The 22,613-nt window shown below is 64.5% G+C and carries 20 protein-coding genes; 5 read left to right on the top strand and 15 right to left on the bottom strand.

Annotated elements, in window-relative coordinates; translation table 11 throughout:
- Position 1: 1 nt before the first annotated feature.
- The 4 genes from AC1DMQ_RS22715 to AC1DMQ_RS22700 all read right to left on the bottom strand — a co-directional run bounded on the left by AC1DMQ_RS22715 (position 2) and on the right by AC1DMQ_RS22700 (position 3,477).
- Positions 2-742: an ABC transporter ATP-binding protein gene (locus tag AC1DMQ_RS22715; RefSeq protein WP_477035810.1), complete on the bottom strand. Its 741-nt coding sequence runs from the start codon at positions 740-742 to the stop codon at positions 2-4.
- A 4-nt stretch (positions 743-746) separates the two neighbouring features.
- The gene (locus AC1DMQ_RS22710; RefSeq protein ID WP_477035809.1) at positions 747-1,988 is read right to left on the bottom strand and encodes a beta-ketoacyl-[acyl-carrier-protein] synthase family protein; all 1,242 of its coding nucleotides are present in this window, start codon (positions 1,986-1,988) and stop codon (positions 747-749) included.
- 41 nt (positions 1,989-2,029) lie between these two features.
- Positions 2,030-2,287 (bottom strand): acyl carrier protein, encoded by a 258-nt coding sequence (locus tag AC1DMQ_RS22705; RefSeq protein WP_477035808.1) that lies wholly within the window; start codon positions 2,285-2,287, stop codon positions 2,030-2,032.
- A gap of 149 nt (positions 2,288-2,436) precedes the next feature.
- Positions 2,437-3,477, bottom strand: a complete 1,041-nt coding sequence (locus AC1DMQ_RS22700; RefSeq protein ID WP_477035807.1) for a beta-ketoacyl-[acyl-carrier-protein] synthase family protein — start codon at positions 3,475-3,477, stop codon at positions 2,437-2,439.
- 602 nt (positions 3,478-4,079) lie between these two features.
- On the opposite strand from AC1DMQ_RS22700, the gene AC1DMQ_RS22695 reads away from it, so the two are divergent.
- Positions 4,080-5,078, top strand: coding sequence for a Rieske 2Fe-2S domain-containing protein (locus AC1DMQ_RS22695; protein ID WP_477035806.1), 999 nt, complete (start codon positions 4,080-4,082; stop codon positions 5,076-5,078).
- On the opposite strand, the gene AC1DMQ_RS22690 is transcribed toward AC1DMQ_RS22695, so the two are convergent.
- The 8 genes from AC1DMQ_RS22690 to AC1DMQ_RS22655 all read right to left on the bottom strand — a co-directional run bounded on the left by AC1DMQ_RS22690 (position 5,075) and on the right by AC1DMQ_RS22655 (position 14,632).
- On the bottom strand, positions 5,075-5,836 hold the full coding sequence (locus AC1DMQ_RS22690; RefSeq protein ID WP_477035805.1) for a hypothetical protein: 762 nt from the start codon (positions 5,834-5,836) through the stop codon (positions 5,075-5,077). The genes AC1DMQ_RS22695 and AC1DMQ_RS22690 overlap by 4 nt on opposite strands.
- 79 nt (positions 5,837-5,915) lie before the next feature.
- A complete protein-coding gene (locus tag AC1DMQ_RS22685; RefSeq protein WP_477035804.1) occupies positions 5,916-7,505 on the bottom strand; it encodes an acyl-CoA ligase (AMP-forming), exosortase A system-associated in 1,590 nt (529 codons plus the stop codon).
- A complete protein-coding gene (locus AC1DMQ_RS22680) occupies positions 7,502-9,454 on the bottom strand; it encodes an acyl-CoA dehydrogenase (protein ID WP_477035803.1) in 1,953 nt (650 codons plus the stop codon). Before AC1DMQ_RS22680 ends, AC1DMQ_RS22685 begins: the two co-directional genes overlap by 4 nt.
- A gap of 182 nt (positions 9,455-9,636) precedes the next feature.
- Positions 9,637-10,860 carry a Rieske 2Fe-2S domain-containing protein gene (locus tag AC1DMQ_RS22675; protein WP_477035802.1) on the bottom strand — a complete coding sequence of 408 codons (1,224 nt, stop codon included), beginning with the start codon at positions 10,858-10,860 and terminating at the stop codon, positions 9,637-9,639.
- A complete protein-coding gene (locus AC1DMQ_RS22670) occupies positions 10,857-11,639 on the bottom strand; it encodes a 4'-phosphopantetheinyl transferase family protein (protein ID WP_477035801.1) in 783 nt (260 codons plus the stop codon). Before AC1DMQ_RS22670 ends, AC1DMQ_RS22675 begins: the two co-directional genes overlap by 4 nt.
- Position 11,640: 1 nt before the next feature.
- A complete protein-coding gene (locus tag AC1DMQ_RS22665) occupies positions 11,641-12,567 on the bottom strand; it encodes a TauD/TfdA family dioxygenase (protein ID WP_477035800.1) in 927 nt (308 codons plus the stop codon).
- 24 nt (positions 12,568-12,591) lie between these two features.
- Positions 12,592-13,761 carry an ABC transporter permease gene (locus AC1DMQ_RS22660; protein WP_477035799.1) on the bottom strand — a complete coding sequence of 390 codons (1,170 nt, stop codon included), beginning with the start codon at positions 13,759-13,761 and terminating at the stop codon, positions 12,592-12,594.
- Entirely contained in the window at positions 13,700-14,632 is a 933-nt protein-coding gene (locus AC1DMQ_RS22655) for an ATP-binding cassette domain-containing protein (protein WP_477035798.1), read from the bottom strand. The genes AC1DMQ_RS22660 and AC1DMQ_RS22655 overlap by 62 nt, the downstream gene beginning before the upstream one ends.
- A 608-nt stretch (positions 14,633-15,240) precedes the next feature.
- Here AC1DMQ_RS22655 and AC1DMQ_RS22650 point away from each other — a divergent pair.
- Both AC1DMQ_RS22650 and menD read left to right on the top strand, forming a co-directional pair.
- A complete protein-coding gene (locus AC1DMQ_RS22650; protein WP_477035797.1) occupies positions 15,241-16,656 on the top strand; it encodes a polysaccharide pyruvyl transferase family protein in 1,416 nt (471 codons plus the stop codon).
- A 32-nt stretch (positions 16,657-16,688) separates the two neighbouring features.
- The gene (menD, locus tag AC1DMQ_RS22645) at positions 16,689-18,404 is read left to right on the top strand and encodes a 2-succinyl-5-enolpyruvyl-6-hydroxy-3-cyclohexene-1-carboxylic-acid synthase (protein ID WP_477035796.1); all 1,716 of its coding nucleotides are present in this window, start codon (positions 16,689-16,691) and stop codon (positions 18,402-18,404) included.
- A gap of 38 nt (positions 18,405-18,442) precedes the next feature.
- On the opposite strand, the gene AC1DMQ_RS22640 is transcribed toward menD, so the two are convergent.
- Genes AC1DMQ_RS22640 through AC1DMQ_RS22630 form a run of 3 tightly spaced genes read right to left on the bottom strand, consistent with a single transcriptional unit; the run spans position 18,443 to position 20,161 of the window.
- Positions 18,443-19,108, bottom strand: a complete 666-nt coding sequence (locus AC1DMQ_RS22640; RefSeq protein WP_477035795.1) for a tetratricopeptide repeat protein — start codon at positions 19,106-19,108, stop codon at positions 18,443-18,445.
- Positions 19,105-19,938, bottom strand: a complete 834-nt coding sequence (locus AC1DMQ_RS22635) for a class I SAM-dependent methyltransferase (protein ID WP_477035794.1) — start codon at positions 19,936-19,938, stop codon at positions 19,105-19,107. The genes AC1DMQ_RS22640 and AC1DMQ_RS22635 overlap by 4 nt, the downstream gene beginning before the upstream one ends.
- Before the next feature lie 25 nt (positions 19,939-19,963).
- Positions 19,964-20,161 carry an MbtH family protein gene (locus AC1DMQ_RS22630; RefSeq protein WP_477035793.1) on the bottom strand — a complete coding sequence of 66 codons (198 nt, stop codon included), beginning with the start codon at positions 20,159-20,161 and terminating at the stop codon, positions 19,964-19,966.
- A gap of 426 nt (positions 20,162-20,587) precedes the next feature.
- Between AC1DMQ_RS22630 and AC1DMQ_RS22625 the strand changes: the two genes are divergently transcribed.
- Both AC1DMQ_RS22625 and AC1DMQ_RS22620 read left to right on the top strand, forming a co-directional pair.
- Positions 20,588-20,836, top strand: a complete 249-nt coding sequence (locus AC1DMQ_RS22625; protein ID WP_477035870.1) for a phosphopantetheine-binding protein — start codon at positions 20,588-20,590, stop codon at positions 20,834-20,836.
- A partial coding sequence (locus AC1DMQ_RS22620; protein WP_477035792.1) for a condensation domain-containing protein occupies positions 20,833-22,613 on the top strand: 1,781 nt, incomplete at its 3' end. The genes AC1DMQ_RS22625 and AC1DMQ_RS22620, both read left to right, overlap by 4 nt.

Genomic DNA, 22,613 nt, shown 5'->3' with positions numbered 1-22,613 from the left:
TTCAGGATCCAACGATCACGCCGTCGGCGAGCGTGTAGGTTTTGTCGGCCATGGGCATCAGGTCGGGGTTGTGGGTCGAGACGATGAAGGTCGTCGAAGACTGGAGCTGGATTTCGCGCATCAGGCTGACGATCGCGCGGCCCGTGACGGAATCCAGATTGGCGGTCGGCTCGTCGGCCAGGATGATGGCGGGGCGTTTCACCAGGGCCCGGGCGATGGCGACCCTCTGCCGCTGCCCGCCGCTGAGCTGGTTGGGGCGCTGGGCCGCCTGGTCGCGCAGACCGACGGCGGCGAGCGTTTCCTCGACGGCCTCGGCGCGTTCGCGCTTGGACATCGACTCGCCGAGCAGGGCGAACTCGACGTTCTCGGCGGCGGTGAGCACGGGGATCAGGTTGAAGTTCTGGAAGATGAAGCCGATCTTCCGCGCCCGCAGGGCGGTCAGCTGGCGATCCTTCATCGCGGTCGTCTCCGACCCGTCGATGATCACCCGCCCTGAATCGGGCTGGTCGATGGCGCTGATGAGGTTGAGAAGCGTGGTCTTACCGCTGCCCGAAGCGCCGACGATCAGGCTGAAGCCCCCGCGGGCGACCGCGATCGACACGCCGCGAAGAGCGGCGATCTGGAGCTTCCCCTCCCGGTAGGTCTTGTGGACGTCCTGGACCTCGACCACATGGTCCGGCGCGCGATCGACCTGCGCCGCCATCTCGGCGCTTCGCTCGGGCGTGAGCAGGTTGGTGGTCATGACGCTATGCTCCCGCGAGCGCGGCGACGTGCGGCCGGCTTGGGTGACCCACGGCCAGCACGGCGTTGTGCCCGCCGAAGGCGAAGGAATTGGACAGCGCGACATCGACACGGCCCTGACGGGCTTCATTGGGGACGTAGTCCAGGTCGCAGTCCGGATCGTCCGCCAGGAAGTTGATCGTCGGCGGCAGGAACTGCTCGCGGATCGCCGCCAGGGTGGCCACCAGCTCGAGGGCTCCGGACCCGCCCAGCGCGTGGCCGTGCAGGGACTTGGTCGAGGACACCGACAGGCGGCGCGCGGCGTCGCCGAACACTTGATGGATGGCGCGCGTCTCGGTCACGTCGTTGGTAAGGGTGCCCGTACCGTGGGCGTTCACGTAATGGACCTGGTCGGGATGAAGTCGCGCGCTCGCCAGGCAGGCCTGCATGGCCGCCGCCGGTCCCTCGACCGTGGGCCGCACGATGTGGGAGCCGTCCGAGCTCATGCCCGAGCCCAGCAGTTCGCCGATGATGTCGGCGCCGCGCGCCACGGCGTGGTCCCAGCGCTCAAGGACGAACACCGCCGCGCCTTCGCCCAGGACCGTTCCCATGCGGCCGTGCGAAAAGGGTCGGCACGTGTCCTGGGCCACCACCCGCAGGGCGTCCCAACCCTTCAGGCAGCCCACGGTGAGGCAGGCTTCACCGCCGCCGGTGATCGCCGCGTCGACCACGCCGCCGCGCACCATCTCGAAGGCGACGCCGATCGCGTGATTGGACGAAGCGCAGGCGCTCGCGATGGCGAAGGAAGGCCCCTTGATATGGTTTTCGATGGTGATGTGACTGACCGCCGCGTTGGCCATGGCCCGCGGCACGGTCAGCGGGTGGGCGAAGCGCTGATCGTCGCGATAGAGGCGCCGATAGTTCTCTTCCACCGTTTCGGCGGGACCGACCCCGGTTCCCAGAATGGTGGCGATCCGCCCCGCGTTCTGGTCGGTGATCGACAGGCCGCTCATGGCTATGGCGCGTCGCGAGGCGAGGAGCGAGAACTGGGTCAGGCGATCGAGCAGCGGCACGTCTTCGAGGCGGAAAGCGTCTTCGAAGAAGCTGTTGTCGACCTCGGCGGCGACCTGCATCCGCAACGTATTGGTCGCGATGTTGCTGATCGGGCCGATGGCGCCTTGGCCGGCCTGCAGCGCTTGCGAAAACGCCTCGAAGGTGTTTCCGAGCGGCGAGACCACGCCGACGCCCGTTACAGCTACTCGTTGCATGCTTGTTCCCCGGAGGTCACGCGCGATGGCGATCGGATCGATCAGGCCGCCGCGGTTTGTTCAATCAAGGATTGGATGAGCACGACGACGCCGCCCAGGCTCGCGAAAGCCGGGTCGGAGATGCTGTTGGCGTTGTAGGGGATTTCGATGTTGTACTTGTCTTCGAGGGCGAAGACMATTTCGACCACATCAATGGAATCCACGCCCAGAGTCGTCAGCGGCGCTTCGAGGTCTAGAGACCCCGCCTCTCTTCTCAAAGTGGATTCCATGAGCGAAACTATTTCACTGACTTGAGACATTTTATATTCCTTTTCGAGTGTGTGGCTTTTGCAAGCGCCAGCTGCTCGTTTATGTATTAAGTATAAATTTGGACTTTGCGTCGAATTATCAGGTAATTGTATTTAGTGTTGTGTCGGCAATTTAAAATTCGAAATGTTGTTAGATATACTTATGCTTCTTCAAGTATCTTGGCAACGTGTATAGTTTCGGCGTTGCTGACGGCTTCCAGCGTGATCAGGCTCCAGGTCCAGACCCCCGTGCTCAGCAGCAGGAGCTGGTCATTGGCGCGGATGTCGCCCGCCCGTTCGAGGTGATCGAGCGTCAGGAGGTTGTCGCTGGCGTAGGCGTGGCTCAGTTCAGAGCGTCCGTCGCGGCGTATGGCCGATGGGGTTATGCCCAGCGCGTCCGTGATCACCTGCAGCGACAGCGTGTGGAAATGGCCCGCGACGACGGTCTGGTAGTCGGCGGGGCTTCGCCCGGTCTCGGCGGAAAAGCGCCGCTTCAGGTCGCCCAGGGCGCGCATGGTCTCGAGCACGATCTTGCCGAGATCCTTGCGATCCTCGATGTCGAACGTCGCCAGTCGCGGCGCGCTGACGGTGGTGATGTTCTCGATACGAAATCTCGAAGGAGCCGCGCTCACCAGGCAGCTGGCGGCGAGGTCGGACACGACGGCCGCGCCGTTGTGCATGAGGCGCGGAAGCCGTTCATGGATCTTGTCGGCGGTGACGACGATGACGTTGCGGTGCTGGCCCGCGTCGATCAGGGCGTTGGCGATCGTGAGCGCGGGGCCGAAGTTTCCGGACGCCGACAGCCAACTGCCATAGGGCACGGCGCGTCGGAGGCCGAGTTCGCCGAGGATCTGAATCCACCGATTGCGAAGGGCGAAGTGCCCGGCGGGATCTTCCTCGAACCCGGGGGGCTGGTCCCAGAACGTCTCCGTCGACAGGACGACCCCGTCTATGTCCTCCCGCGGGATCTCCAGCTTCTCAAGCGTCGCGACGAGCGCCGACGCGGCGATTTCGACGACATTCTTGGCGGATGATGAAAAGTTGCGGAAACCATCCGCCTCGAGGCGGGCGATGGCGGACTGATGTTCAGGGCTTGGGGGCGCGAATACATCCGGGTTGATATTGTCCGGCCGCGGATTGAACGCTTGGGCAAGGGGCGTCGCGCTCGTTTCAGACGTGCCGATGCTGCCCATGTAGGCCATGTCGCCCCCGCTGCGCCGTCGGAAACACTTTATGCGGACATTGACAGCCCTTGCTGACCGCAAGTTGTACAATCATCCCACGAAAATGACCTTGTCAATAGGTCCATTTTCGCGCCAGGGTGGCAGTCGCCGATCGTGGGTGCGGCCTCTTCATGGGGTGAGATCCTTTGTTCAAGGTCTCTCGCCGTTTTGATCAGTGCGCCGGCCCTCGAGCTGGTCGAGAATGTGATTTCTACGTGAAAGCCGAATAGCTTTCATTGGGTGTCATGGGTAAAATTTGTATTTTTGACCGATACTGAAATTGCCGGTAACTGAACAAGGCCATCCATCAGAATGGATGAGCAATATCTGTCGAATTGAATTCGCCATTATTATAAATACGTAATTCAACATCTCGGACGAAATTTTATTTTTGCTATTTTGAGAGGGGCCGTTGCCTAGGAAATGGACAGTTGAAGCGGTCGCGAATTCATCGCGCCTGCAGGAAGGCGACGCGCTGATTTGTCGTCAGGCTCACAAGCCGATGAAACGCGCGGCGTTCGCCGATTCAAGGTCGCCGGGCCGGGCCCTCGCCAACGCGCGCAAGCATCGGGGGGCGTAGAATGCTTCGAAACTATTGGTATATCGCGTGTGCTTCGTCGCGGCTGACGGACACGCCTCGCGCCAGCCGGGTCCTGGACCAGGATCTGGTGCTCTATCGGGATGACGACGGGCGCGCGCACGCCCTGTTGGACCGCTGCTGTCATCGAGGTGTCCGCCTTTCCCTCGGGACGGTCACCGACGGTCACCTCGCCTGCGGCTATCACGGCTGGCAGTTCGCCAGCAGCGGCCAATGCGTGCACGTACCGTCGCTTCCGCATGGGTCCCGCATTCCCAAGACGTTCTGCGTTCCAGCGTTTCGCTGCGTCGAGCAGGACGGCTACATCTGGGTCTGGACGGGCGAGGGCGAGCCTTTGCCGGCCCTGCCGGCGGCGATCCCGGGCTTCGCCGAATCCGCCTGGGACCAGGGCGCCTACGACTATGACTGCGAAGCGATCCGGCTGATCGAAAACCAGTTCGACGCGTGTCACCCGACCTTTACCCACAAGGACAGTCACCCGGCCTATGTCGTGCACAAGGTGCGGGGCTTTCGGGAATACGTCTTCGAGACGCGCGTGACCGACGAGGGATTGATCGCGTTCTTCCCGCCGACGGACAGCGAGGCCGATCCGGTTCCGGCCCAGCCCGTCTCCGCCACCGAGCTGCAACTGCCGGGGCGTATTCTGCTCACGCAGAAGATCCTGCCGTTCACGTTCAACCTCGTCCTGCACGTCATTGCGACGGGCGAGCGGACCTGCCGTCTGGAGTATCTTCAGAAGAAGCGCGGCCCCGACCATGTCGTGAACTGGATCGAGGAGGAGCCGATCATCGCGACGCAGGATCGGATCATCGAGAGCTCCCAGCCCTGGTATGATCTGTGTGGAGACGACTTCGAGGTCAGCGTGGAGTCCGACTATCCGATGCTGATGCTGCGGAAAATCTTCCGGCTGGCGGGGCAGGGCGGATGGATGGGCGAGCAATCCGGTCTCAGCAGGCGACGCCTCATCAACGTTCGCAACTAGCCGCCTGGGGCGTGCGGGTGGAGGCCCGGGCCCAGGAACAGCACCGAGGCGGCAAGCGCGATCAGCGCCACGGCGATGAGGACCGGCCGGCGGTCGACGAGCGGCTTCGGCGAGGGCGAAGGGCTGGGCCTCAGCAGTAATATGCCGATCGGCAGCAGGGCCTGGGGCGCGGCGCGGGTGAGCATCGCTGCGGGACCGCCAGGATCGGTGGCGGCCGTGATCAGGGCCGTCACCACGGCGGCCGTGTAGGCGATGACGGCGATCCGCCATACCCTGCCGGCCGGCGGTGTCGCGAAGTCGCCCAGGGCGGTCTCAAGGCCCTTCACGGTCGCGCCGTAGGCCACAAGACCGACGGCGACCAGGCCCGCCTTTAGGGCGAGTGCGCCGCCCAGGCCGATGATCAGCTGGTTCCAGTCATCCGTGCCGAAGGCCGCGCTGTAGGCGAGCTGCCCTTCGAACCAGAACAGATTGAAGGCGGCGACCAGGATCAGGAACAGGCGTGCGGTTGGCCGACTCTGGAAGGCCCGCGCCGCCATCCACGCCATGAGGCCGGTCAGGAGGCTGGCCGCGGGGCCGGCCAGATCGATGATCGCGCCGGTCTTGCTGCAACTGACCGCGGTGGCGGCGATGGACAGCACCGCGCCGCCGACGGCCCGGCAGGCCATCGCGTGGCCGAGCACGTGGTGGGCGAGATCGGCGGCCAGATAGGCGAGAAGTCCGAGGGCGGCGATCGTGGGGGCATCGTCTGAGCGGCGCATGCGACTCCCGGTCGGCGATCCAAACGGCAACCATCAACACCGACGCGTCTTGACCGAAGCGCGGCGCGGCAAGCGGATTCTAGGCGGTCACGACGCTCTGGTCTCGCGAAACATAAAGCGCGGGCAGATTGGCGCGATCGATCTTGCCGTTGGGCGAGCGCGGCAGATCTTCCAACAGGACCAGTTCGGGCGACATATAGGACGGTAGTTCGCGGCCGCAGTGGCTTTCCAGGTCCTGGAGATCCAAACCGCCGTCGCGACCGACGACAACGGCGACGACGCGTTGACCCAGCGCCTCGTCCTTGACCCCGAACACCGCCGCTTGGGACACGTTCGCGTGCCGTAGCAGAACCGTCTCCACTTCGGTCGGGCTGATGCGATAGCCGGACGACTTGATCATCTCGTCCCGCCGGCCGACGAAATAGAGAAACCCCTCCGCGTCACGTCGGACCAGGTCGCCCGACCACACCGCCCGTTCGGTGGCGAGACCGCTTGCGGGGGCGGGCAAGGCGCGGAAGCGTTCGGCGGAGCGGACGTCGTCGTTCCAGTATCCCAGCGCGACGTGCGGTCCCCGGTGGACCAGTTCTCCGACCTCGTCGTCGCCGCATTCGGTTCCGTCCGACCTCAGCACCAGGATCTCCGCGTTCGGAATGGCCTGGCCCATGGAGTCGATTTTGCGGTCCACCTCGACAGGGTCGAGATAGGTGGATCGGAAAGCCTCGGTCAGGCCGTACATCAGGAAAGGCAGGGCGTTTGGGAACAGCGTCCGCAACTGTTCCAGCAAGGCGCGGGGCATGTGCCCGCCGGTGTTGGCGAAAAGCCGTAGCTTTCGACGCGCCTGTTCGTCCCAGTTCGCGCCAACGATCTGGGCCCACAGCGGCGGCACGCCCGTGATCGAGGTGACGCCCTCCCTGGCGCAGATGTCGGCGGCTTCCTGGGCGCGCATGTAGTTGAGCAGCACCAGCCGCGATCGGGCTGCGAAGGCGGTCGTCAGTTGGCTCAGCCCCGCATCGAAGCTGAAGGGCAACAGCGCCAGGACGGTGTCTTCGGGCGAAGTCTCGAGATAGCCGTTCACCGACTCCGCGCCGGCGACGAGGTTGCGATGCGACAGCGTCACGCCCTTGGGCATGCCGGTCGATCCGGAGGTGTAGAGAATGGCGGCGACATCGCGATCGGTCACGCGTCGGCTGCTCGTCGAAGCTCCGGCCGAGTCGACGAGGCTGCTCCACACGCTGACGGACCCGTCGCCGGCGGGGGGCGGAGCGTCGGCCACGACGACGACCTTGAGGCCCAATTCGCCGATCGCCGTGTCGCACTGCTTGAACCGATACGGCGTGGTGACGATCAGGCGCGGCGCGCAATCGCCGAGAATGTGGGCGACCTGCGCGGGCTTGAGCTTGGGATTGATCGGCACGGCCGTCGCGCCGGCGGCGCCGATCGCCAGGAAGGCGACGACAAACTCGACGGTCTTGTCGAGATAGATCGCCACGCGCGCGCCGCGCGGAATCTCCATCGCCATCAGGCCCGTGGTCGCCCGATCCACCAGATCGTCCAACGCGCGGTAGGTGAGGCGGCGTTTGCCCTCGACCAGCGCCACCGCATCCGGAGACAGCCGAGCCGCACGGGCGAGGAAGTCCCGAACCTGGGTTATGGGGGCGGCTGGTTTCATCGCGCCGCCTCCGGCGCGATCGTCGCGCCCCGTTCGAGCGGATCGAGCGCGATGAACGCCTCCGGGTCGTCGATGGGCGACAGGCGGGCGATGGCGAGGGGCAGGCAGTTGCGGATGAAGTAGCGGGCGGTCTTGATCTTGCCGCTGTAGAAGCCGTGGTCGGGCGCGCCTTCGTCCAGCCCTTCCAGCGCTTGCGATGCGATCAGGGCCGCCTCGAGCAGGCACCAGGCGACCATGACGTCGCCGAAGCTCTCCAGAACGCGCGTGCAGAACTGGCTGATGCGCAGCATCTCGCCGCGCTCGGCGAGGCCCAGCACCGAGGCCAGCGCCTGGCGCAGCGCGGCCAGGGCGGCTTCGAGCTTCCGGGTCTCGATCGCCAGGGTCGGGGTCGCGAGCCCGGCGGCGATCGTCTCGCCGATGTCCTCCAGAAACTCGCGCAACCCCTGGGAATCGCGACCGAAACCGAGCTTGTCCCGGACCAGATCCTGCGACTGGATGTAGTTGGTGCCTTCCCAGATCGTCAGGATCTTCAGGTCCCTGGCGTACTGTTCCAGCGGCCGATCGCGTATGTAGCCGACCGCGCCGTGCACCTGGATCGCCGAAGCGATGATGTTCCAGGCCTGGTCGGAAATGTAGGCCTTGGCGATGGGGGCGTAGAGGATCGCCAATCGGGCGTGCCGCCGGGCCAGGGGTTCGTCGATCGGCTCTCGACTGATTTCCTTCTGCAGGCCGGCGCTGTGCTTGGTGATCTTGCCGATCAGATAACGGCAGCCCTCGACCCGCGCGCGCATGTCCACCAGCATCCGCTGGACGTCGGCATGCTCGATGATGGGCTGACGCGGAGCGCCTGGGGTGGACGCCTCGTCGAACCGCGCGCCCTGGATGCGGTCGCGGGCGTAGTCCAGGCTGTGCAGATGGGCGCTGGACGCCAGCGCCACGGCCATGTGGCCCGTGCCGATGCGCGCCTTGCGCATCATGTTGGCCAGCTGGAAGAGCGCCAGATTGGCCTTGTTGCCGAGCAGGTAGCCGCGTGTCGGACCCGTCCCGCCAAACTCCAGCCGGGTGTTGGCGCAACCGTTCAGGCCCATCTTGTCCTCGACCGCCGCGCAGCGGACGTGGTTGTCGCTCAGCGAGCCGTCTTCCCCGATCCAGTATCGGGGCACGATGAAGCATGACAGCGAAAGCGACGTGGCCTTGGCGCCGCGTATGCGCCCAAGCACCAGATAGACGGTGTTGGCGGTCAGTTCGTGCATGCCGGCGGTGATGTATCGCTTCGAACCCTTCACCGTGTAGATCTCGCCGTCCACCTGTTCGGCGACGGTGGAGACCATGGTCAGGTCGCTGCCGGCGTCCGGCTCGGTCGCGCAGAAGCACGCGTCCCACTCCACGGCCCGGAGCTTGTCGACGAACAGCCGCTGCTGCAGCTCTGTGCCGCGCGCGCGGATCAGGTTCGCTGCCGAGGGACTGAACCCCGCATAGGTCATGAAGCTGGCGTTGGCGCCGACAAACAGCTCCGAGATCACCTGCATGGCGGGATGCGGGTAGCGGATGGCGCCGTCGAGGATCTCGATGTCGTCGCTCTGCTGACGCATCCAGAACCAGTTGTCGCGGTGCTCTGGCCAGAGGGCCTTGAACGAGGCGGGGATCTCGACGACGCCATCGGCGGTCAGGTGCGCCGGATGGCGATCGCCGTCCGTGTTCGCCGCGGCCAGGTCCCGTGCGTGCGCGTGGGCCTTGGTCAGCAAGCGGGTGAAAGAGTCCCGCGTGGCCTCCTGGCAGGGCGCCTGTCCAAGGAACTCCTGCTCCAGCTTCTGGTATTCCCAGAGATAGAAATCCAGTTCTCGCTGATCGTGGAGATAGGAAGACTTGGGCGCTGCGTGGTCGAGCGCGTTCGGGACCGGCGTCGCTTGGGCTGACGCAAGGCGTTCGATGGCGACGTCGTCCGGCATGGGGCTCATATCCAGTTTGGGCTGTCGGAAACGATCTGGGCCTTGCGTGGGAAATGCTCTCGCGACTTGAAATTTTGGCCAGCAGTTCCGAGTTGAATTTTGAGTGATTTTGAAATTGAGATGCGTTCAAAATTGAGAGTTATGCTGAAGGTGAAATGGATAATCACCTCTGGAAGGATTGATTATTCTGAGTTTTCTTTCACGGATTCTGTTTCGATCGTCGGGGCCTCATGTATGAAGTGGCCGGCGATGACTTCGTAGGGCGCGGAAGCGCCGGCGGCGGGGTCGATCGGCCGTCCATCGCGCAGATTGCGCACCTGGATCCGGAACAGGCGCCTCAGCAGCGCGACGCCCTGGTCGCTTGTGGCCAGATGCTCCTCGGAGTGCAGCGTCACCGGGCCTTGTCCGACCTGCGCCTCATAGTCGCCGGGGAAGGCCCGGTGTTCGGCCTCGCTCATCTCGAACCAGTTCTTGCCGTCGTAGATCGGCAGCGCGTTGAAATTCACGTGGGGGAACCAGCGCGGGACCTTCACCACGGTGAAGATGCGAGTGTGCGTTTCGTCGATGGGCAGGTACCAGGAGACGTTGTTGCACCGCCCCGGCATGACGAATGACGGATGCGAGGCGATGCGCACGGTGGGCAACAACGCCTCGACCACCCGGTGCAGGCGGCTGCCGTTGTTCATGGCGCGGATCTGGGTGGAGGTTACGCCGTAGGCCGTCTGCTCGAAGGCGATCTCCGGGCGCACGCTCAGCAGATCGTTGAACTGGGCCTTGCTGAACGTGCTGTGGAGGATGAAGACGTGGTACGGATCCATGACGTTTTCGAACGTCTGGAACCAGTTGCACGGCAGGATCGGTGGACCGCCCGAGCCGATGCTGGTGTCGTCGGCGCGCAGGACGTAGCCCTTGGGCAGGTCCTCCAGCACATCGTAGCGCGGCAGCGGCGGCATGGCGTCGAGCGGGCCCATGTACGCGAACACCAGGCCGTACAGCTCCCTGACGGGATAAGCCGGTTGGCGGATGCGTCCACGCAGGCGACCGTCCTCGGGTTCGCACGGCTGGCTGAGGCAGCGACCCACGGGGTCGAACAGCCAGCCGTGGTAGCAGCATCGCAGGCCGTCGGCCTCAACCTTGCCATAGCGCAGATCGGCGCCGCGATGGGCGCACCGCGCGTGAAACAATCCGACCTTGCCCTCGCCGCTGCGGAAGGCGACCAGATCCTCGCCCAGCACGCGCACGGGAACAGGGCGCTCGGCGAGGTCTTCCGATTTGAGGATCGGATGCCAATAGCGGCGCAGCAGTTCGCCCGCGGGGGTTCCCTTGTCGACCGAGGCCAGATCGACGTCGCTCTGGCCGCGATCAAGATCGTAGGCCGACTTCATGTCGTCGAGGTTGGCGATCATTGGTCCGCATCCGCCAGGCTGAGAATGGCCGCGCGCCGCCGGTCGGGCAGGGCGCTGGGGTCGATCGCATCCAGCCCGACCTCGATGAAGGAGATGGCCGGCGCCGGACCTCCGTCCTCGGTGCGCACGGCCACGCTGATCCGGTGCTCGGGGAAGGTTCGCTGCTCCATGCTCCAGCCGTCCGAGGGAAGGTCGGTGGTGTGAAATCGCGCGCGCGGCGGCGAGAGGCTTATCGAGAAGCTGTCCAGGGGCGCGCGCAGACCCACGCCCACCGCCTTGAGGATCGCTTCCTTGGCGGTCCAGACCGCGAAGAACCGGCTGCGGTCTTCTCGTGGGTCGGCGGCGATCATTCGCGCTTCATCCGGCGAAAAGAACCGCTGCGCCAGATCGTGGATCGAGGTGCGCTGGTTGACCGCCTCGACGTCCACGCCGACGGCCTGGCCGTACGCCACCGCGACAGCCACCAGGCCGTCGGTGTGACTCAGATTGAATTCCAAGGGGGGCGCGCCGAAGGGCGGCGACAACTGCGGGCGCCCGTGCTGGCCGAACGTCATTTCAGAGCGTTGACGTCCGGTCGCGGTCTGCAGCCTGTTCTGCAGCAAGGCGTGAGCGGCGACGAACTGCCAGCGGTGAAGCGGGTAGAGGAAACGACCGGCGCGCTCTCGCTCGCCGTCGTTCAGCAGACCCTCAAGCGCCCCGAGGCGCAACGGATCGGGGGCGCCTGTGAACAGGTAGAAGACCTGGACCTGTTCGGTCGCCGGGCGTGTCGCCTGGCTCACGTCACATCTGCTCAAAGCCGATGCGCACGAAGATGCTGCGCTTCGGGTCGGTGAAGGTGGCCCTTCCGTGGAGCACCGTGTGGTTGTCCACGAAAACCATGTCGCCACGGTTCCATTTGATTTTGTATTCCGCCGCCTTCGACGCTCGCAAGGCCTCGCGGAGCATGTCCATGGGGAAGGGCTGATCGTCCTCGGTGCGCAGATCCATGTTGCCCAGGGCCAGCAGCCCCTCGGCGGGCATGTCGCGGGTGTACAGATAGGTCAGGCTGGAGTTCGCGAAGGCGTGGCCTTCGCGTCTGGGGGAGGAGCGGGTCGCTGGGGTGACGAAATCCATGATCAGGGTGTCGCCGTCCACGCGGCAGGTGGCGCTTTCGCCCCGGGACGGATCAAGGACATCGGCGAGTTGCTCGTCGACGATGTAGAGCGCCTCGGCATGGTCGTCGGTCATCAGGGTGCGCTGCCACAGCTCGGGACCAATGCGCAGCCGGTAGCGCATCTTGTTCTCGGAGAAGAACCGCTGGGCCTCGGGACTGAGGTTCTCGAAGATCTCGTAGCCGTCGAACAGCGTGGTCTCGCCGTCGGCTTCAGCGGGTTGATCGCAATAGAAGAAGAGGGTCGCGGGAATGGGGGCGGCGTAACCGCGCTCCACATGGGCCGGCAGACTGTCGTTGCCGGGAACCACCGTCTGGGTGGTTCCGTCGTCGCTGACATACATCCGGCCCACGTCGTGATGGACCAGGAACTCAGGCGAGATCTCCTGCGAAAGTTCCTCGAACTCCGCGACCGTCAAGTCTAGGCCCCGGATCAGGATGGCGCCGTGCTCACGCAGCTTGACGCGGATCTCCTCGCGATTGATCTGGTCGAGATCGTCCCGGCGCCCGCTCAGGACGATGCCCATCCGGGGGGTGAGCGATGTTTCCTCGATCATGACGTCCCTCGTTAGGCTAAGGGTTTAGACGCGGTGCCAGTGGAAAGCCGAGCGCGCGATGGCCAGGAACCCGGCGCCCCAGGCCAGCATGATCAGGATCTGAGGAAGTTGATCCGACAGACTTGATCCCTGGATGAGGGTGGCGCGCAGCGCCGCGACGAAATGCGCGGTCGGCATCTCCTGGAGGATGTTGCGGATATTTCCCGGCAGGGCGCTCAGCGGCATCGTCAAGTCGCTGAAGAACAGCAGCACCAGGTAGACGATGTTGCAGACAAAGACGGCCGTGGTCACCGAGGACATCCGCGATGACAGCGCCAGGCCCATGGACAACAGCATCAGGTTGCCGACCACGAGGATCACCGTGGCGTTCAGCAGGCGTATGGGTACGAGATCCACGGTAATGCCGAACACGAGCCGGGCGCAGACCACCAGGAAGGCGGCCGCCGAGATGAGGATGATCACGCGCGAGGCCAGGATCGCGCCGATGTAGGCGCTCGGGCTCAGCGGCAGGCAGGACATCAGCTTGAAGGTATTGCGTTCGCGATGGTCGGCGATGGTCACCGCGGTGGCGTTCATGCCGGCGGACATCATCGACATGATCAGGACCCCGGTCAGCAGGTACTGCGCGAAGTTGATCGGAGATTTGACGTTGGCCCTGGCCAGCTCGACCTTGAGCGGCATGGGCATGTTGGACAGATCCGCGTTGAAGCGGGTCGTTATGGGGTCCAGCATCCGCGCGGCCACTTGAGTGGAGATATTACCGGCGGCGCCGTAGCTGGCCTGAATCACGGCCTGGCCGTCATCGGCGATCGCCGCTCCCAGGCCCTTTGGCAGGATCAGCCGAACCGCGCCCTCGTGTCGCTTGCTGTCGGCGGCCACCAGTTGCACGTCGGCGCGCACGGTGTCGCTGGTCCGGAACGTTCGGGTGAGCGTGTCGATATAGCGAGCGCTCGCGGGCGTCTTGTCGTGATCGACGATCTCGACGACCGCGCGGCCCGCCATGGCGCCGCCGCCGTTGTATGAGAACATCATCATTCCCAGGAAGATGATCGGGAAGATGAAGATCCAGAACAGCGACACCCGCGCTCGGATCAGCGCCCGCAGTTCCGCATCCGTGAGAATCCAGAAGACCTTAAGCATTGGGAGCCACCTGCGCGCAGCGATAGAGGAGATCGGAAAGGTCGGTGCGTCCAAATTCGAGCTTCGCGGTCGACACGTCCTGCACGAGATCCCTGGCCAGGCGCACGAGCGCTTCGTCCCCGAAAACCCTGAGCTCCCTAGCGTTCACGACCTTGAGGTAGCGAGGGGTGGTGGCGGCCTTCAGCCGGGTGCTGAACTGCTGAGCCGTTTCATCGGACTCGAAGACGACGTTGAGGCGGAAGTCGCCGAGCAGTTCCTGGCGCAAGGTGTCCGGGTGCTTGGCGGCCAGGACGCGCCCGCCTTGCACCCAGAGCGCCACGTCGGCCAACGCGAGCTCGCTGGCCCGGTGGCTGGCCATCATCACCGTCGTGTTGCGCATTTGGGCCACCACTTCGCAGACCGAGGCGGCGTAGCGATGATCCAGCGCGTTCAGCGGCTCGTCCATGAACAGCAGGTCCGGTTCATGCGCGAGAGCCATGAAAAGCTCGGTCCGCTGCATCTGGCCTGAGGACAGCTGGTCGTAGCGCTTCTTCCCGAGTTCGTTGATCCCGAGGCTTTCCTGAATGTCCCTGGAGGTGCGTCGGTACAGGCCCTCGTGCAGCTTGACGACGTCTTGAACCCTAAGTCCGTAGGGGAGTTGGGTGCGCTGAAGCAGCACGCCCAGCTTCTGCCGGAGCTCGGGGTGGTTGCGCCACCGCCGCAGCTCGACGCCGAGCATGCTCCCTTCGAGCCGCTCTACCTTTCGTAGTCCCAGCAGCGTTTCCAGCAAGGTGCTCTTGCCCGCGCCGTTGGGGCCGATTATCGCCACGCAAGCTCCCGGCGCAGCGCTCCAATCGGCGACGTCCAAGGTAAATTCCTTGGTGACGACGTTCAGTGCGTCGATGCGAATGGCGTTGGCGACTATATCGCCGCTCGCGACGCTCACGTCGCAGCCCGAACATTCGCCATATCGGCGAGTTGCATGGAATTCTCCAGGCTTTGTTGTAAGTCAAGCGACCAAATATTGTCGCTGAAAGATTTTATACAGGGCAGAAATTGCGGCTTATGGCGCTAAGTCTGATTTGTTTTGAATGAACGAGCGACGGATACCGACGCTCAAAAAATCAGTATAAAATGTCCTTCAGGCCGCATTTATATTTAAAAAATGTCGCTACTATGGAATAATTCGAAATAATATCTGCAACTCGAATTCATATTCGGTTCATGTGGCGCCGCGATTTTGGTTTATATTTAGATGTAACTTATATCGCGGGCCGAAAGGTCAGATAATTTCCGTCGCTAAATATATTTTTCATATCCGTAGATAGTTTATCGTCAATGGTCGATTTGGTATGAGTATATAATATTTTTATATTCGTATATTATGGCAATTCCAATTTCGTTCGGAAATTGCACCTATTTTTTTGTTGCTATTGCTGGTGGCAAAAGCGAGCCTCTTGTCACGGTTGATAGGATGGGCAAAATAACCGTGGGTTGTCAACGCTCGTCGGCCAAGATTGTGAAGCGGGGGGAAATCCGGTGCTTGATAGGCGATTGATCGAGTTCGCGGTTGCCAAGGATCCAGACGCGATACTGGTGAAGCATCTTCGGAACGCTGTGCGCGAGCCGGCGTCGGGGGTTGGCGCGGAGCCGGCGGCCGGTCGAAATTCGGATCGAATGAGCCTTCTGCTGGCGGGCTATCTCGGCGCCGGCAACGTCGGTTCCGACATGCGCTGCAACGAGCTGGTCAGGCAAATGCGCCACCTGCTGGGCGGGGATCGCGTGTCGTTCGGCGCCCTGGCGATTTCGCCGCAATTCCCGGCCGATGTCCTGAAAGATGTGAAGCCGGTGCTGTTCGAGGGCTATGTGCCGGACGCCGTGGCCCGGGCGGTCGACGCCTACGACGGCGTGATCGCCTGCGAAGGTTCGATGTTCAAATCCCATTTCTCCAACGTGCTTTCGGCGGTCATGGCCGCCGCGCTCGGGCGGGCGGTCTCATCGGGCAAGCTGGCGGTGGGCTACGGGGCGGAGGTCGGGGCGATGATCCCGGCCTTGCAGGATTTCGTGGTCGAACAGGCGGCCGGCGCTCCCATCTTCTGCCGTACGGCCGCTTCCCAGGTCTGCGCGACGGCCATGGGGCTGGACGGCCGGCCGGGCGCCGACACCGCCTGGACGTTCGACGCGGCCGAGCCGGCGGTCGCGGAGGACATGTTGCGCGATCTTGGCTGGGATGGTCGCGCGCGCGTGCTGGTGGTCTGTCCCACCAACCCCTTCTGGTGGCCGGTGCGCGCCGATCCGGCCATGGCGCTGAACATGCAGCGGACCGGCGCGAACGTCGATCTCTGCTACGGCTCGATATTCTTCCATGCGGATTCCGACGACATCCGCAACGCCTACAGCCGCTATGTCGACGGCCTGGCCGCGGCGATCGACGTCATCATCGACGAACAGCAAGCGTTTCCCGTTCTTGTGGCCATGGAGCCGGTGGATCGACGGGTTTGCCGGGATCTGGCCCAGTCACTTGGGCGCGCGCCGCCCATCGTCGTCGGCCAGGAGCATCGTGTCGGCGATGTGGTGGCGCTGTTGCGGCGCGCGTCCCTGCTGATCAGCTCGCGCTTTCACGCCCTGGTGGGCACTTTCCCAGCCTTGACCCCCGCGATCGGCGTGGCGACCGATGAGCGCATCCGCTACCTGCTCACCGACGCCGGCGGCGGGGACCGTCTCATCAACGCCAGCGATCCCGAACTCTCCGACCGCATCATCCAGACCGCCCGCCAGATCGATCCAGACGTGGTGGCCGCCTCATGCCGTCGCACGGTTGGGCGCGAGCTGCGAGCCATGGGTGAGATGGGGATGGCGTTCGTCGAGGAAGTGCGCCGTCGACGACCTGATTTCGAAATCCCCCAGCGGGCCGCGCGTTGGCAGGATCACCTGCCGCCGCTCTCCGCCACGATTTCCCAGTTCCTCTAACGCCAACTCAGTCGTTCCTGGAGGCCCCAGAAATGCACGTCAACACGGTCTGGTGTCGCGCGATCGCCGACGCGCTCTGGGGGCTTGGCGTCACCGACGCGGTTGTCTGCCCTGGCGCGCGCTCCGCGGCGATGGTTTCGGCGCTCGCCGAAGGCGGCCGCTTCCGCCTGTTCGTGCAAACCGACGAAAGAAGCGCGGCCTTCTTCGCGTTGGGGATGGCGCGCAGCCTGGGGCGCCCCGTCGCCATCTGCGTAACGTCGGGCAGCGCGGTGGCCAATGTTGTGCCGGCGCTGTGCGAGGCCTACGCCTTGGGGCTGCCGCTGCTGCTGCTGTCCTGCGACCGCCCCCGTGCGGCGCGTGGGCTGGGCTTGCCCCAGACGACGCCACAGCTCGAATTCTGCGAACCCGTGGTCGTTTCGTCCTTGGATCTCGAGACGCCGACCGTCGAGGCCGCCGCTGTCGCCGATTGCAAGGAGGCGGTGGCGCGGCTGGCGCAGCACCTTGATGTCGGACCCGACCAGGGGCCCGTCCAGATCAACATTCCGCTGGAGGGCAAGACGTCCTCCGTCGACGGCGTCCATGGCTGGAACGGCGGCGCTGTCGATGAGCGACCATCTCCGCCGAAGGCGAGAAGCGCGCGCCACGGCCGTAACGAGCGCGCGCTGGCCGCCCTGCGCGCCTGGGGCCTGGGCGCGCGGGTCAACGGTCTGATCGTCGCCGGGCCGGACAGCCACGGGGTGGAGGTCGAGCAAATTGGCGCCCTGGTCAAAGCGACGGGCTATCCCTTGTTGTGCGACGCCCCAGGGGCCTTGCGCGGCGCGGGCTTCGAGGGCGCGATCGCCGAGGCCGATTTCATCGTGTCGCGTCCGGAGGTGTTGAAAACCAAGCCCGACATTGTCGTTCGGCTTGGCTCGGCCCCGGTGTCGGCCTCGCTGCAGCGCTATCTTTCCGACAACGCCGAGCGAGTGGTGCGGATTAACGCCCGGCCCGTGCCGGGTGATTTCCTGGCCGAGCACTTCGTTCAGGTCGTCGCCCCCAGCCCGGACGACTTCGAGGCCCTGGTGCGCGAACTGCCGCCGGGGCGCGCCGACTGGAAACAATGCTGGGAGACGGCGGCCCGGGTCTGCCGATCGCGATTGACCCGGATCATGCCCGACTTTCCATGGAGCGAGATCTCGGCGGTCCAGGCCGCGCTCGCGGCGCCTGGGTTCGACGTCCTGCACCTGGCCAATTCTCTGACCTTGCGGTTGGCGAACCTGTTGCTGCCGACGAGTGGCGATGGTCGCCGGGTCTATCTGAACCGAGGGGTGTCCGGGATCGACGGAACGATCGGCGCCTTTCTGGGCGAGTTGGCGGGCGAGCAGCGGCCTGGGCTTCTGCTGATCGGCGACTTGGCGGCGATCCACGACATTTCGGCCCTGGAGGCCTGTCTCCACGCGCCGTTCCCTGGCGCCATGGTGATTATCAATAACCAGGGCGCGGGCTTGTTCGACACGCTGCCGGTGCGCACGGTGCCCGACTATGAGCGCCTGATCCGCAATCCAGCCGCCATAAAGTTCGAGCATGTGGCCCGCGCCTTCGGGCTCGACTATTGCCGATGCGAGGACGTCGCGAGCCTGAAGGCCGCTCTGGCCTCGGCGGCGTCGGCCACGCAGCTGCGGGTGATCGAAGCCAGGGTGCCCGAACGCGCGGCGCCTCGCCTGCTGCTTCGGCTGATGACCGAACTCGTCGCCGCCGAGCCCGCTTGACGGGATCGGCCCGCGCGTGACCCGGTCGCGCGCGGACGTCAGGCCGCGGCCAGCGCCTCGCGAGCCCGTTCGGCCGCAGCGGATTGCGGCGCGGCGTCGGCGGCGCGCGCCAGCAGGGCGCGCCGGTCGCCGTCCGTCGCTCGCCCCTCCATCAGCATCGCCAGATCATAGCAGGTTTCGGCCAGGAGGACGGCGCGGGGAGGGGTGTGGTTCTCGATCAAGGTTATGGCGTGGGCGAGGTCGTCCCGCGCGACCGACTTGCGCCCGAAGAGCTTTGGAAGCCGCTTGCCCGATCCCGCCCGCAACAGGCGAATGTGCAAATCGTCCGGGGAGAGCTTGACGGCCTGGTCGAGCTTTTCCAGTCCCTTTTGGACGGTCGAGGCCTTGGTCATCAGGTTGCGGGAGTCGCGCGCCACCATGATCACCGCGTTGCCGAGATAGGCCAGCGCCAAGGCGTTGGCCGGGTCCAGCGTCAGCAATTTCAGCAAGCTGGCCTCGGCCTTGGCCGCAAGGCCGCGCGGCCCGTCGACAGCGAGATTGTGGTTGGCCAGGCCCACGATCCATAGGGCCCGCTGATCACCGGGGGCGACAGCCAGGCGTTGCTCGGCGGTGACGATCGCCGCGTTGAGCTGGTCTTCGTCCGAGATGTCGTCGATCTGTTCGGCCAGTGTCGTCAGATCGTCTGGGGCGAGGTTCGAGGTCATGTGCTGATCCGGAAAAGGCGGGCGCTGTCGTCGATGACGCGCCGGGCGGTGTTTTCGGGCAGGCCTTGGGCCAGTTCGGCGCCCTCGGCGCAGACGACGGCGCGGTAGCCGATGTCTTGAAGGCGCGCCGTGGTCTCGACCGGATCCATCAGGTTGCGCCAGGGCTCGCCGGCGGCCGCGGCGTACCGGGCGATTAGCCGGTCCGCGCTCCGGGCGCCGGGCGTCGCGATGGTGAACACCATTTCCGATGGCGATCCCATCGCGAGCGGCAGCCTCAGCACCTGCTCGACCCCCGCCGGCGAGAGATAGACCAGCACCCCCAGGCAACTGAAGAAGGTTGGAACGCGCGGATCCAGCCCGCCTTCCAGCAGGCGTTCCAGAAGGGGCTCGTTATCAAGGTCGACAGCGATGAAGTGAAGGTTCGCGGCGGCGGGCAAGCCGGCGTCGGCGAGCCTTTGACGCTTGCGGGTCTGCTCTTCGCGTCGATCCACCTCGAAAATCCGCAGCCCTCCGGCCCAGGGCGGCTGACGCAGGGAGAAACTGTCCATCCCGGCCCCAAGGATCACATACTGGATTGCTCCGTCCCGCGCGAACTCGGCCAACGCTCTTTCCGCGTAGCGCTGCCGAACCAGAACCCGGGCGCGAAGCCCGCGCGCCACCGAGTTTTCGAAAAGGCCGGGCCTTTCGATGATCAGGGCTTGTTCGTCATGGGACAGCAAGGCCCAGTCGGCATCCCCGTCAAGGATGTGAGGGGCGGGGTCGACGCGTTGGTGAGCCGCGCGCTGGACGCCCATGCTGAACGCCGTGCTCGCGCCGGCCAGGATCGTCATGATCGTTCGCCTGATGTTTAAGGAGTCAGCCCGTGGCGCCGATGAGGCTGGCCGGCCGCATGTCGACCCAGACCTCGTCGATGTGGGCCAGGCATTCGGCCTTGCGCCCAGCCTTGCCGGCGAGCGTCCACCCTGGGGGCCTCGGCATGTCCTGCGGCCAGATGGAGTACTGGCCCTCATCGCTGCGAACGACTTCGAAAATGGCGACTTCATCGTCCCACATGTTCAGCTTCCCGCCGGTTTTGAGTTGCGTTGATCCATCGCTGATGACGTGTCGTGCGGCGCCGGTTCGGCGCGCTCGTCGCCCAGCGTCGTTATCGCTATGGGTGAGTTCGAAAAGGCTCTTGTCAAGGTTGCAATTGCGTGAAAGGCTAGTTTTATATTGGCGTTCCTTAGGAGAGCCTGGCCGACGCGCAGTACGCGGGGTCGTGAAATTCGCTTTTAGCCAAATATAAAGTAAATACTGAACTCTTATTTGATAAAGTCGATATCATTGTTCAATAAGTTTCCCTTATTTCTGAGGGCTAGAAATAAAAATATATATCCTGGTAAAGTATATCCCAGAAATATTGCATTCTAAAATCATAGATCGCTTCGAGTATATTTTTGCCAACACATTAATCATGCGTGCACGAGGTGACTGGTGCAGATGAGTGAGTCTGATATCGCGACCGCCTTGTCCTATATGTGGTCGAAGATACTCGTCTTGGATGAGGTGGGTCTCGAAAAGAGTATTTTCGATCTGGGCGCACGATCTTTGGACGTGATGACCGCCGTGAACCATTTGCGGGCGACGGTCGCGCCAAACCTCTCGGCGATGCTGTTCTTCGAGCATCCCACGGTCTTGGAACAATCGCGCCGCCTGGCCGCCTATAGCAGCGACGAGCTTCTGCTATGAGCCCGTCCGTCAAGGGGGCGCATCAGCTCATTCAGGACCTGCGCCGCCGCAATATCTTCGTCGGTCTGGCGGATGAATCGATCAGCCTTCGCGGAGCGATCTCAGAACTCTCCGGGCAGGAGCGCGACGAAATCCGCGCCGGCCGCGACGGGATCATCGAATATCTGCGCGAGGAGGAACGGCTCCAGACGATCGAGGTCTCGGGCGACGCGGAGACGATCCTGTCGCTCGATCAGGAGCACCTCTGGTTCCTGACCCAGTACGACGAGCGCGCCAATGGCTTCAACATTCCGCTGGTGCTGCGGTTCGCCGGCGGGGCGAAACTGGAGGCGCTCGAGGCGGCCTTCGCGCTGATGGTGGAACGGCACGAACAACTGCGGTTGGTCGCGCCAAAGGTCGGCGACCAAGCCGCCCCCTGGCTGGCGCCGCCGGAAACCCTGGCGATCAAGGGGCCTGAAACGGTCGAGGCGGGCGACGAAGAAGAGCTTCGCGCCTTTCTCACCCGCCGCGCCGCCGAGCCGTTCGACATCGCGCGTCAGCCTTGTTTCCGAGCCGAACTCTACACCTTCGGGAATGACAGCTTCCTACTGCTGGTCGCGCATCACCTGGTCTCCGATGTCTGGTCGATGGGCGTCTTGGCCTCGGACTTTCTGCAGGCCTATGGGCAGGCGCTCACGGGGGCGCCGCCGGTCCTGGCGGCCTTGCCCGTGGGCTATTCGGACTTCGCCAGATGGCAGCGTCGGTGGCTGGAAGGGCGCGCTGCGGCGGGACAGATCGCCTACTGGCGGACCGCGCTCGAACAGGTCCCGCCCAGCTTGAACCTGCCGCTGGATCGCCCCCGGCCAGCTGAAGGCGCCTTCGAAGGCGTCGAACATGCTTTCCGTATCCCCGCGGCGCTGTCGGTGGCGCTCGCTCGCCAGGCGGAACGCGCGGGCTGCACGACCTTCATGCTGATGACCGCGGCGTTCTCCGTGATGCTCCAGCGCGAAAGCGGCCAGTCGGCCTTCGTGTTGGGCACGCCGGTGGCGGGACGCAATCGTCAGGAACTGGAGGGCTTGTTCGGCCTCCTGGCGAACATGGTCATGCTGCCCATGCGCCTGGACGGGAAGCGCACGTTCGCGGAGCTCCTGGCCGACACGCGGCGGGTCGCGCTCGAAGGTCTCGAAAACCAGGACGTGCCCTTGGCCCTTCTCGGGCGCGAGCTGCGTGGGCGGCGTCGCGATTCCGGCGCGCTGTTCAACGTCTGCATCACCCTGATGCCCAACGCCCGCAAGCGCTTCGCGGACGCGGACCAGTTGAAGGTCTCGCAGTTCGGGACTTCGGGGATCGCGGTCCATCTCTACGATCTGTCGTTGGTCCTGCGCGAGACCGACGAAGGTCTTTCGGCGTCGCTCAACTATCTCAAGGCGCTATTTGATCCGGCGACCATCGCGCGGTTCGTTCGCCACTTCTGCGCGATCCTCCAGGCCGTGGCCGCGGATCTGGATGTCGCGCTGGAGGCCCTGCCGCGTGAGCGTGCGGCGCCGCTGTCCGCGCCCCAAGAACGCCTGTGGTTCATCGAGCATCTGGGTGATGTTGGCGGGGCGTACAACGTGCCGGTGGCGGTGCGKTTGAGCGGGGAGCTGGAYGTTGTGGCGCTGTCGAGGGCGCTGGACGAGATCGTGTCGCGCCACGAGGTGCTGCGCACGCGGTTCGAGATGCGCTCCAGCGGTCCGGTGCAGATCGTGGAGGCGGCCGGTTCGCTGGGTCTGGCGGCCGAGCCGACGACGGCGGAGGC

The sequence above is a fragment of the Caulobacter sp. 05L422 genome, from assembly GCF_056397765.1.
The sequence above is the reverse complement of the archived record's forward strand: the minus strand, read 5'-3'. Positions and strand labels throughout refer to the sequence as shown.